Origin of the sequence: Rhodococcus sp. OK302, assembly GCF_002245895.1 — a bacterium.
Classification (GTDB): Bacteria; Actinomycetota; Actinomycetes; order Mycobacteriales; family Mycobacteriaceae; genus Rhodococcus_F.
This window is the reverse complement of sequence record NZ_NPJZ01000001.1, coordinates 67,709-79,202: the sequence shown is the minus strand read 5'-3', so window position 1 is coordinate 79,202 and position 11,494 is coordinate 67,709. Positions and strand designations below refer to the sequence as shown.

The window sequence follows — 11,494 nt, the reverse complement described above, 5'->3', positions numbered from 1 at the left end:
TGACTACAGGGGGAACCATGGACAGCTTTCTGATCACGGCAGACAACGTCGACACAGGTCGGTTCGACGTCTGCCACCTGCCCGTCGTGCATCTGCCGGCCGAGGGCATCGATCCGGCAACGTTCGGACCGGGGTCGGGTGCCGTCGACGTCGGCGATCTGACGGTCAATCTCGACGCTTTCGATCTGGACGGGGACGGAATCGTCGACAGTCGCGTCATCCATTCCGACGATGCACTCGTCGTCGTCTCGGATTTCGATCACGACGGCGCCGTGGACCGCGTGGCGATGGTCGAAGCCGATGGCGACTACTCCGCGTGGGAATGCCACCGCGACGACGAAGGCCTGTTGGTCTGGGACCGCATCGACGCCGGGACTTTATGAGTGAAGTTGCCGGGACTTTTGGAGCAAAAGTGGCCGTTTGAGGCCTTCTCGGGCCGGGTACGCCGCCTGAATACACCATCTGAATCGTTTCTGTGACAATTCTGACCACACCCGATTACCTGCAGGTGAACAGCCAGCGTTAACCTCACTACATAGGACACCCGGCGTCCGTGGAATTCACGTGAGTGGATGACGCGGCTGGACCCCGTCGAGAGGGGGACACCGGGATCAACTGGTATCGGGGCGCTACCTGTGAAGGTGCGTCGTGTGTCAGAAGAACCCGGTTCCGGCTCACCCCAGGAGAGTTTGATGACCTCAGCGACCATTCCCGGTCTCAATGGAACTGACGGCACGCCCCCCACGCAGCACAAGGAACTCCTTGCGTGGGTGCAAGAGGTTGCCGAACTCACCCAGCCGGCTCGCGTCGTCTTTGCTGACGGCTCGGACGAAGAGTGGGACCGGCTGACCAACAAGCTGGTCGAGGCAGGCACCTTCACACGCCTCAACGACGAAAAGAAGCCGAACTCGTTCCTCGGCAATTCCGATCCTTCCGATGTGGCACGCGTCGAATCGCGCACCTACATCTGCTCGAAGGAAGAAGTCGACGCAGGCCCCACCAATAACTGGATGGACCCGTCGGAAATGCGCACCCTCATGGGTGACCTGTACCGCGGTTGCATGCGCGGACGCACCATGTACGTGGTGCCGTTCTGCATGGGACCCCTCGGCGCCGAGGATCCGAAGCTGGGCGTCGAGCTCACGGACTCCGAGTACGTCGTCGTCTCCATGCGCGTCATGACACGCATGGGTGCCCAGGTTCTCGAGAAGCTCGGCACCGACGGATTCTTCGTCAAGGCGCTGCATTCGTTGGGTGCTCCGCTGGCCGAAGGCCAAGCCGATGTCGCGTGGCCGTGCAACGACACCAAGTACATCACTCACTTCCCCGAGGATCGTGAGATCTGGAGCTTCGGTTCCGGCTACGGCGGAAACGCTCTCCTGGGCAAGAAGTGCTTCTCGCTGCGCATCGCTTCGGCAATGGCGCACGACGAAGGCTGGCTGGCCGAGCACATGCTCATCCTCAAGCTGATCTCCCCCGAGGACAAGGCCTACTACATCGCGGCGGCATTCCCGTCCGCCTGTGGCAAGACCAACCTCGCGATGATCCAGCCGACCATCCCCGGATGGCGTGCCGAGACCCTCGGTGACGACATCGCCTGGATGCGTTTCGGTGACGACGGACAGCTGTACGCCGTCAACCCGGAATTCGGTTTCTTCGGCGTGGCACCGGGCACCAACTGGTCCTCGAACCCCAACGCCATGCGCACCATCGACCAGGGCAACACGGTGTTCACCAACGTTGCACTGACCGACGACGGCGACGTCTGGTGGGAAGGCCTCGAAGGCGACCCGCAGCACCTGATCGACTGGAAGGGCAACGAGTGGACGCCCGAATCCGGCAACCAGGCTGCTCATCCCAACTCGCGCTACTGCACCCCGATGTCGCAGTGCCCGATCATGGCTCCCGAGTGGGACGACCCGAAGGGCGTGCCGATCTCGGCAATCCTCTTCGGTGGACGTCGTAAGACGACGGTTCCGCTGGTCACCGAGGCTCGCGACTGGCAGCATGGCGTCTTCATGGGTGCCACGGTCGGCTCCGAGCAGACCGCAGCAGCAGAGGGCACGGTCGGCACGGTTCGCCGCGACCCGATGGCAATGCTGCCGTTCCTCGGCTACAACGTGGGCGACTACTTCCAGCACTGGATCGACCTCGGCAAGGCTGCCGACGAGTCCAAGCTGCCCAAGGTCTTCTACGTCAACTGGTTCCGCCGCGGCGACGACGGACGTTTCCTGTGGCCAGGCTTCGGTGAGAACTCTCGCGTCCTGAAGTGGATCGTCGAGCGTATCGAGCACAAGGCTGCCGGCATCGACACCCCGATCGGCGTCGTTCCCACCGGTGACGCTCTCGATATCGACGGCCTGGATGTGTCGGCTGCCGACATCACCGAGGCTCTCGCGGTCAACATCGACGAGTGGAAGGCCGAGATCCCGCTCATCGAGGAGTGGTTCGACTTCGTCGGCGAGAAGCTGCCTACCGGCATTCGCGACGAGTTCGAGGCTCTGAAGCAGCGTCTGGGCTGAAGTCCCTTGCGTTCTAGTTCTTCTGCATGACCCGATGCCGCATCGATTCGATCTAATCGAATTGATGCGGCATTCGGCGTTTGAGGGCATTTTCGTGCTGATTCGGGTCGCTTCTGGTAATTTGACCGGCCCGGTTGAGGCATAGGCCACATCGAATGATGCAATACGTTGTCAGCGAAACGATCCGGTCGACACTGCGACCGCATGGAGGTACGGAAATGGCCGGAATTTACAACGACGTCACCGAGTTGGTCGGGCGCACCCCGCTGGTGCGACTCAACCGTCTTACCGAGGGTCTCGGCGCACAGGTTGTAGCGAAGCTCGAGTTCTACAACCCGGCAAACAGTGTCAAGGACCGTATCGGCGTTGCGATCATCGACGCCGCCGAGAAGTCCGGTGAACTCAAGCCCGGCGGCACCATCGTCGAAGGCACCAGTGGTAACACCGGTATCGCCCTCGCCATGGTCGGCGCTGCACGCGGCTACAAGGTCATCCTGACGATGCCTGAGACGATGTCCACCGAGCGTCGCGTCATGCTGCGTGCCTACGGCGCCGAGATCGTCCTGACCCCGGGCTCCGAGGGCATGGCCGGCGCAGTCGCCAAGGCCAAGGAAATCGTCGAGCAGACCGAAAACGCTGTCTCGGCCAACCAGTTCGGCAACCCCGCGAACCCCGCCATCCACGAGGCCACGACGGGCGAAGAGGTCTGGGCAGACACGGACGGCGCCATCGACATCTTCGTCGCCGGCATCGGCACCGGTGGAACCTTGACGGGCGTCGGCCGCGCGTTGCGCGCACGCAAGCCCGGCGTCCAGATCGTGGGCGTCGAGCCTGCCGATTCGCCCATCCTCACCGGTGGCCAGCCCGGCCCCCACAAGATCCAGGGTCTCGGCGCAAACTTTGTGCCGGACATCCTCGATCGCGAAATTTACGACGAGATCGTCGACGTCAAGTTCGACGACGCAGTCACCACGGCCCGCGCATTGGGTACGGATGAAGGCATCCTCGGTGGTGTCTCCTCCGGAGCCAACGTCTGGGCCGCACTCGAATTGGCGAAGCGCCCCGAGAATGCCGGCAAGTTGATCGTCGTTGTTGTCCCCGACTTCGGTGAGCGTTACATCTCCACCCCGCTGTTCGAACACATCCGGGACTGAGGTCAATGAGTATCCTCGGGACCATTCGCGAGGACCTGCAGGCTGCGCGCGGTCAGGATCCTGCCGCGCGCAGTAATGCGGAGAACGCGCTCGTTTACTCAGGGCTGCACGCCATCTGGTCGCATCGAGTTGCGCACAGGATGTGGGCAGTGCCCGCACTGCGCGGCCCCGCCCGGGTGCTGTCGCAGCTGACACGTTTTGCCACCGGCATCGAGATTCACCCCGGCGCCACCATCGGCCGACGGTTCTTCATCGACCACGGCATGGGCGTCGTGATCGGGGAAACGGCTGAGGTCGGCAACGACGTCATGCTCTATCACGGAGTCACCCTCGGCGGTCGTTCACTCGAGCAGGTCAAGCGTCACCCGACGCTCGAAGATCGCGTCACCGTTGGTGCGGGTGCCAAGATCCTCGGCCCCGTCGTCATCGGCGAAGGCAGTGCTATCGGCGCCAATGCTGTTGTGACGCGAGATGTTCCGGCTGATTCCATTGCAACCGGAATTCCCGCAGTGGCGCGTCCGCGCACCACCAAGGAGAAGTTGGTGGATCCGAACAGTTACATCGATCCGGCGATGTATATCTGAACTTGTTTGTCGGTGGCCGCCCCTCGTTTCGAAGGTGGGCGGCCATTGGCGTCTGTTCAGGCTCGTGTCAGGTGCCATCCTCGACGCCCCAGCAGCGCGGCAGTCAGAGCGCCCAATCCTGCTCCGAGGAACGGGAAACTGGCAAGTAGGAACCAATTCCTCGTCGGATTGGATTGAGAATCGAAGTAGAGGTTCAGTGACGCTTCGTAGTCCTGGCTCATCTGCACGTTAGTTAGCGGTGCGTACCCTCCCTGATACAGGATCTCGGTGTCGTCGGAGCTGGTCATTACGTCGATCAGAACGCCTAGCAAGGGAATTCCTCCGACTACAAAACCGAGAACCGCTAGGACAACGACCAGTGCGCGCATCAATCGAGAGTATCCGGGGCAGGCTCGACAATTGGGGGAGTGAGCACCTCTTTCATGAAGTGAGCACCCGTTCCGTCTTGATGGAAGGGGTGCCCACTGTGCACAAAGGGTGCTCACTCAGGCCGCGATGGACGGTTCTTCAGGCGTCGAGAGTGTCAGGATCGCCCGCACGACGCGTGGACTCTGCTCGAGTGTGCGCTCGAGTTCGCGCAAGGTGTGGGCGACTCGCGATTCTGCGTAGTCGCCGACCAGGTCGACGCTCGCAACCAGGTACACCTGCCGCGGACCGAGGTATTCCATGCGCAGGAACGTGATTCGGTTGATGTCGGGAAGCGCGGTGAGTGCTTCGATGCCGGCTGCGCGGAGCGTCGGCGATGCTTCTTCGCCGACCAGGAACCGGCGATTGCGATCGATCAGGATCACCGCGATCACGCCCAGCAGGATGCCGACGCAGATGGATCCGAGGGCGTCGGGAATCGGTGAGCCGGTGATCTGGTGCAGCAGCACGCCGACAAACGCGATGACCAAACCGATCAGTGCCGCAGCATCTTCGGCGAACACGGCCCGCGTCGTGGGGTCGGATGTGTTGAGTGCCTGCGCAAGTACGTCGCGGTTGACGGCTGCTGCTTCACCACGGAGTTGTTTGTACGCCTGGCGGAACGAGATGCCCTCGAGGATGAACGAGACTCCGAGAACTGCGTAGGCAACACCGAAGTCGGTGGCCGGCTCGGAATGGAATAGTTCCTGGATTCCGTGGGTGATCGACACTCCAGCGCCGAGGGCGAAGAGTCCGAGGGCCGCGAACATCGACCAGATGTAGGCCTCGCGGCCGTATCCGAGTGGATGTTCGCGGTCCGGGACTCGCTTCGATCGCCTGTTGGCGATGAGGAGCAGCACCTCGTTGCCGGTATCGGCCCACGAGTGGGTGGCTTCGGCGACCATCGACGCAGATCCGGTGATGATCGCGGCCGCTGTTTTTGCCGCGGCGATCACAGCATTTGCGGCAAACGCCAGTACGACGGTGACGGTGCTTTCGTCTTGTGATGCCTTTGTCTCGGTTTCGGTGCTCACGATTCTCAGGCTAGGCGGGGGCGGACGGTTTGGCGCTGTAAGTGAGCACCCTTTTCGTGCAGTGAGCACCCCTTCCGTCTTGATGGAAGGGGTGCTCACTGTGCACAAAGGGTGCTAGCTCAAGTCAAGATCAGCTCGTGTAGCCGGGGGGCATGAGCACGGACTTGCTCTCACAGAAGGCTTCGAGGCCTTCCGGTCCGTTCTCGCGTCCGATGCCGGAGTTCTTGTAGCCACCGAACGGTGAGCCGGCATCGAAGGCGTACCAGTTGATTCCGTAGGTTCCGGTGCGGATCTGCGCGGCAATTTCGAGGCCGTGCTCGATGTCGGCGGTCCACACGGAACCGGCGAGGCCGTAGTCGGAGTCGTTGGCGATCTTGATGGCCTCGTCCTCGGAGTCGTACGGAATCACCGACAAGACAGGTCCGAAGATCTCTTCGCGGGCGATGGTCATGGAGTTGTCGACATCGGCGAAGATGGTGGGCTCGACGTACCAGCCCTTGTCCAGGCCGGCGGGACGGCCGCCGCCGAGAACGAGACGAGCGCCCTCTTCCAGACCCTTGGCGATGTAACCCTCGACGCGCTCACGCTGCTTCTCGGAGATCAAGGGGCCGAGCTGGGCTGCCGGATCCGAAGGATCGCCGACGGTCATGTAACCGGCAGCGGTCTTCATTCCCTCGATGACCTCGTCATAACGTGAACGGGGAGCGAGGATTCGGGTCTGTGCAACACAGGCCTGGCCGGTGTTCATCAGGCCGGACATGACGAGCATCGGCATACCGGCAGCAATGTCGGCGTCCTCGAGGATGATCGCAGCGGACTTGCCGCCGAGTTCGAGGGAGCAGCGCTTGAGGTTCTGTGCCGCGATGGCGCCGATCTTGCGGCCGACGGCGCTGGAGCCGGTGAAGGTGATCTTGTCGATGTCGGGATGCGAGACCAGGTATTCGCCGGTCTCGGCGCCACCGGGGAGTACGGAGATGACGCCGGCGGGAACGCCTGCCTCGGCAAAGATTTCGGCAACCACATGGACGGAGAGCGGCGACTCGGGAGCCGGCTTGAGTAGGACGGCGCAGCCTGCGAGCAGAGCGGGAGCGAGCTTGTTGATCGCGAGGAACAGTGGAACGTTCCAGGCGAGAACGGCAGCGACGACGCCGACGGGCTCACGGGTGACCTTGGTCTGGCCGAAGACGCCGGTGCGCTTCTCTTCCCAGGCAAATTTGTCAGCGAGTTCGGAGTAGAAGCCGAGCGTCGCCATCGACGGGGTCTGCTGCATCATGGCGACCATTGAAGGCGGCTGGCCCATCTCGTTGGAGATGAGCTGGTTTAGTTCTGCGCTGCCCTCTTCGAGGAGCTTGGCGGCCTTCGCGAGGATCGCGCCGCGCTCGGCGGGCGTCGTCTTGGCCCACGGACCGTTGTCGAAAGCGTTGCGGGCAGCGGCGACTGCGGCATCGATGTCGGCGGGGGTGGCGACGGGGCAGCTTCCGACGAGCTCTTCCGTTGCCGGGGAGAACACTTCGAGAACCTGGTCGGTGGCGGGGGTGACCCACTCGCCGCCGATGTAGAGCTTGTCGTACTTTGTCATCACAATCATTCCTCGGTGTTGTCGGTCTGAGGTTCTGGGGCCATATCGGTGAAACTGGTAAAGCCGTAACGCTCGTGGGGTCCGATGGCGGCGACTTCGAAAAGTCCCGTGCCGTCGAAGGTTTGATCACCCTCGGTGAGATGGAATTTGCTGAGGTTGTCCACGGGGGAGAACATGCGCTGCATGGGTTCGAATTCGTGGACTTTGTGTCGCAGGCCTTGCACGACGAGTTCGCCTTGCCACATGCCGTGACGCCAGTCCTGCTCGAGTCCGTAGCCGGTGCCGATGCCGATGTGGTTGGCCAGCAACAGTTCACAATCGACGGTCAGTACCTCACCACTGGGGCGATGGAAGGTGAGGGTGGCGCCGGTGACGTCGCGGGTGGCGGGGCAGAAGATCAGATTATGCTCGGGTCGGCCGAGCCATTCCGTGTCGCGGCCCGGTTCCGGCCACACCCGCATCGCTTCTTCGATGAGGCGTCGACCCTGTGCGTCTTCCTGCATGATGACGGAGATGGTGAAATCGTCGAATTGCATGACGGAGTAGACCCAGAAGAAGTTCTGGATATCGTCGACGGCGCGGCGGCCGGGGGGTTCGGCCTCGCCGACCGGACGCACGCCCCACGAACGATCGCGGTTGCCGCGCCACGTTGTCGGGTCGATCGCGATCTTGTCACCGTCGACGGTGAGATTTCCTGTCCACGTTCCCGTTTGCAAGAAGCGGGACGTTTCGAAGGTAACTCGTTCGAGTTGGCGACGAAACTGCTTGGGTTCCAAGGCCGCCGGGATGGTGGCGTCGAAGGTGATGTCGAAGGAGAGATCGTATTCACTGCTCGGTTCGAGGACGACACGAAGTTTCTGCAGGCCTTCGAGGACCTCGATGCGCAGTGGTCCGACCGTGGTGTCGGTGCGGTCGGCACCGAGAGCCTTCGACATCCGAGCCACGATGTGATGGTCGCCGTGGCGGAGGACCGCAAAACCGTCCATGACACCGAGATTGGGGTACTGCCCCAGTCCGACGATGAGGAAGGTTTCATCGTTGTCAGTGGGGTAGCAGTTGAAGTAGTAGCGGTCGTAGAAGTTTCGGTCCGAGGTGGCAACGTGCCGGACAGGCTCGGCGATCTGGTGAATGGGGTAATCGTCCATCGGTGACAACATGCTCAGTTCACGCCTTCCCAGTAGGTGCCGTCGAGCATCGCGGTGAGTGATGCCCGGTGCAGGATCATGTCGTCCGGGTCTGCGGGGGTCTCGGCGTGGCCGAAAGCTATTGCACGGGCTTGGACGCGGTACATCACCGTGGCGTGTCGCAAAGCTGCGTAGGTGACGTAGTACTCCAGGTTGGAGGGGGTGTGTCCGGTGAGTTCGGCGTAGGTCGAGGCTACGTCCTGGAGCCGAAGGAAATCGGGCAGGCCAGGCAAGTTTGCAAGGGTGGCAAGATCTTCGAAGAACCTGTGCTGGAACACCATCCAGCCGAGATCCATCTCACGCGGGCCGAGCGCCGCCATTTCCCAGTCGAGCACCGCAGCAGGTTCGAAGTCCTGGTACATGACGTTCCCGATCCGGGAATCGCCCCAGCTGAGTACTGCGGGGGAGTCGTCGGCGGGGTTGTTGGCTTCGGCCCAATCGAGGCAGCGTTCGATGAGAGGTGACCGTGCTCCGTCCGCGACAGTCCACTCGTAGAATCGACGCTGATCGGCGATGTGTGCCGAGACTGCTTCTCGGGCAGTCGAACCCGATCCCGGGAGTTGAAGGAAGTCGAATCGCTCGAGCGGCTTCTCGATAGCGTGCAACTGGGCGAGAACCTTCACGGAACTGTTCTGAAGCGTCAGGCGCTGCTCCGGTGTTGCCTCGGTTACCCAGGATCCGAAGGTGTAGGGCATGACGTCTGGCGGAACCTGGCCGGAGATGCGTTCCATCACGAAAAACGGTGCGCCGAGAGCGTCGGAACCCGATTCGGACCAGTAGACGGACGGGACCGGAACGTCGGAATGCTCGCGGACCTGCGCCATCGTTCGGAACTGGGCTTCGAGGTCGTAGGTCGGAAAGATCGGCATGGTGGTCGCCGCCGGTGCAACGCGCGCGACCATCGGGTGGTGCTCGCCGTCCCACGTTGCGTCGAAGAGGATGGTTTCGCTGGACATGCCGTTGGCGGCAGGCAAGGTGACGTCGCCGACGGTCACGCTGGATCCGGCCGGTACTTTGGCCGCCATCCATCGCTCGAGGCGCTCACGCAGGTCTTCGGTGTCACGCTGGGAACTGCTCGGTCGGGCGACCTGAGCGAGATGTTCAGCTTCGTCTGCTGAGGCAACGTCGGAACTCATGGTCACCTCCTTCCACTGTTGTCGTGTGCCAAGCCTGCGATGTGTGAGTCGGAACACTAAAACACGTTACAGAAATAAGTACCAGACGGCATCCGTTTACTGGGACTTGCCTTGCAGAAATCGGGAAGGAACCCGTGTCAGATATCGACGTCGAGGGACAGCAGTCCGGCGCCCGTCAGAGTTCCGGCAGTCCCGAGTTGAGCGGGCACGATGCTCAGGTCCGAGATGAATGACAATCGGGCATGTCGGGCAGCCGCTTCGAGGAGCGGTTCCCACAGCGGTGGGCCGGCCTGGGAGAACCCGCCGCCCAGGACGGCAAGGTTCACATCCAGTAGAGCCGCGGCGGACGCGATCGCGATCCCCAAGGCGTGGCCTGCTCGCGCAAGCGCCGCAGTTGCTACGGGGTCACCACCGCGCGCGTCCTCGGCAAGATCGAGTCCGGTGCTGCCGGTCCACCCCTGAGTTCTCGCCCACCGAACGGCCGACGGACCGCTCGCGACGGTCTCGAGGCAGCCGGCGCCACCGCAACTGCAGGGTTCGTCGGCACCAGGGACAGAGCTGGTGCCGGAGACAACCAGGTGCCCGATGTGGCCGGCATTGCCGGTGCGACCGGTAGCAATGCGTCCACCGAGGACAACTCCGCCGCCGATTCCCGTGGAGACGACCAGGCTCAGGAGGTTCGGGATTCCGCGTCCGGCGCCGTGATGATGTTCGGCCAGCGCCGCGGCAGCGCCGTCCATCGCAAGCGCTGTGTGGGCGCCCGGAAAAAGCGCTTCTACGGATTCGACCAGCGGGAACCCTCGGGCCCACTCGCTGATGTTGATGGGTGCAACGACGCCGCCGACGGTATCGACCGGGCCGGCGCAGGCGATCCCGATCGCGTCGACTTTTCTGCCGTCGGCAACTCTCCGAAGTAATGCCGCGCAGGTGGCCCAGGTGTCTGTGTCGGGAGTTGGCACGGTCTCGACATCGGGGACTCTTCCGTCCTCCCGTACGGCGCCGGCAGCCATCTTGGTGCCACCGATGTCGAGTGCGAGGCGCACGTTATTTCTTTTCGAGAACCACGACGAGGTTGCTCACCAGAAACTCCCGCAGGCCCGGAACGCGGACCATCCACCAAGCCCACGACGGGTGATAGCGGGGGATTGCGGCGAGTAGTTCACCCTGCTGTGTTCCACGGGCCCAGCGTAGGCCGTCGGTGGCGCCGACTTTGAACAATGACGTGCCGAATTTGTTCTTGGGTTCGCGGCCGGTGGTGCGGAGATAACGCCGGGCAGCGTACTCGCCGCCGAAGGCGTGCCACGGTCCGGTTTCGTGGCCTCCGAACGGCCCCCACCACAGGGTGTACGAGAGGACCATCAGCCCGCCGGGTTTGGTGACGCGCAACATTTCCTCGGCCATCAGCCACGGTTCGCTCACGTGTTCGGCCACATTCGACGAGAAGCAGATGTCCACGGACGAGTCCCGGAACGGCAAAGCCAGGCCGGATCCGCGAACAGCGCCGCCGACGGTCAGGCCGGCTGCGTGCATCTCCGACGGATCGGGTTCGACCGGAATATAGCGGGCGCCGGCGGCTTGGAACACTTCCGCGAAGTAGCCGGGACCGCCGCCGACATCGAGAACCGTCAACCCGTCCAAAGACTGACCGGTGTGACCTTCGTGCAGGTCCGAGATCAATTCGACCGAGTCGCGGGCCAGTGCGCCGTAGAAGATATCGGGCGCGCTTTGCTCGTGGCGGAAGTCGCTGAGCAACGCGACGGATCGTTTGAGGGTTGCCCGTCGGCCGAAAATGCGGGTCACTGCGGGCTTGGTCACGGAAAGCAACTTTAGCGACTCGTGTGCTCGGTCCACGAATACCGTCGAATCCAGTGTTCACCGAGCGAGGCAATCCGGACG

At 62.7% G+C, this 11,494-nt stretch carries 11 protein-coding genes; 4 read left to right on the top strand and 7 right to left on the bottom strand.

The window, feature by feature from the left end; all coding sequences use genetic code 11:
• Nucleotides 1-17 precede the first annotated feature (17 nt).
• The 4 genes from BDB13_RS00345 to epsC all read left to right on the top strand — a co-directional run bounded on the left by BDB13_RS00345 (nucleotide 18) and on the right by epsC (nucleotide 4,260).
• Entirely contained in the window at nucleotides 18-383 is a 366-nt protein-coding gene (locus tag BDB13_RS00345) for a DUF6802 family protein (RefSeq protein ID WP_094269894.1), read from the top strand.
• Nucleotides 384-692: 309 nt separating this feature from the next.
• On the top strand, nucleotides 693-2,522 hold the full coding sequence (locus BDB13_RS00340; RefSeq protein ID WP_094274563.1) for a phosphoenolpyruvate carboxykinase (GTP): 1,830 nt from the start codon (nucleotides 693-695) through the stop codon (nucleotides 2,520-2,522).
• Nucleotides 2,523-2,740: 218 nt separating this feature from the next.
• Nucleotides 2,741-3,676, top strand: a complete 936-nt coding sequence (gene cysK / locus BDB13_RS00335) for a cysteine synthase A (RefSeq protein WP_094274562.1) — start codon at nucleotides 2,741-2,743, stop codon at nucleotides 3,674-3,676.
• A 5-nt stretch (nucleotides 3,677-3,681) separates the two neighbouring features.
• A complete protein-coding gene (gene epsC / locus BDB13_RS00330) occupies nucleotides 3,682-4,260 on the top strand; it encodes a serine O-acetyltransferase EpsC (RefSeq protein WP_094269893.1) in 579 nt (192 codons plus the stop codon).
• A gap of 56 nt (nucleotides 4,261-4,316) precedes the next feature.
• On the opposite strand, the gene BDB13_RS00325 is transcribed toward epsC, so the two are convergent.
• From BDB13_RS00325 to BDB13_RS00295, 7 genes are all read right to left on the bottom strand, one after another.
• A complete protein-coding gene (locus BDB13_RS00325; protein WP_094269892.1) occupies nucleotides 4,317-4,628 on the bottom strand; it encodes a hypothetical protein in 312 nt (103 codons plus the stop codon).
• A 117-nt stretch (nucleotides 4,629-4,745) separates the two neighbouring features.
• Nucleotides 4,746-5,699 carry a cation diffusion facilitator family transporter gene (locus BDB13_RS00320; protein WP_094269891.1) on the bottom strand — a complete coding sequence of 318 codons (954 nt, stop codon included), beginning with the start codon at nucleotides 5,697-5,699 and terminating at the stop codon, nucleotides 4,746-4,748.
• Between the two features lie 130 nt (nucleotides 5,700-5,829).
• Complete coding sequence (locus tag BDB13_RS00315; protein ID WP_094274561.1) at nucleotides 5,830-7,278, bottom strand: aldehyde dehydrogenase; 1,449 nt, start codon at nucleotides 7,276-7,278, stop codon at nucleotides 5,830-5,832.
• Between the two features lie 5 nt (nucleotides 7,279-7,283).
• Nucleotides 7,284-8,435, bottom strand: a complete 1,152-nt coding sequence (locus BDB13_RS00310; protein ID WP_094269890.1) for a hypothetical protein — start codon at nucleotides 8,433-8,435, stop codon at nucleotides 7,284-7,286.
• Nucleotides 8,436-8,437: 2 nt separating this feature from the next.
• Nucleotides 8,438-9,598 carry a phosphotransferase family protein gene (locus BDB13_RS00305; protein ID WP_176459488.1) on the bottom strand — a complete coding sequence of 387 codons (1,161 nt, stop codon included), beginning with the start codon at nucleotides 9,596-9,598 and terminating at the stop codon, nucleotides 8,438-8,440.
• A 137-nt stretch (nucleotides 9,599-9,735) separates the two neighbouring features.
• Complete coding sequence (locus BDB13_RS00300) at nucleotides 9,736-10,641, bottom strand: ROK family protein (protein ID WP_094269888.1); 906 nt, start codon at nucleotides 10,639-10,641, stop codon at nucleotides 9,736-9,738.
• 1 nt (nucleotide 10,642) lies between these two features.
• Nucleotides 10,643-11,413 (bottom strand): class I SAM-dependent methyltransferase, encoded by a 771-nt coding sequence (locus BDB13_RS00295; protein ID WP_094274560.1) that lies wholly within the window; start codon nucleotides 11,411-11,413, stop codon nucleotides 10,643-10,645.
• Nucleotides 11,414-11,494 lie beyond the last annotated feature (81 nt).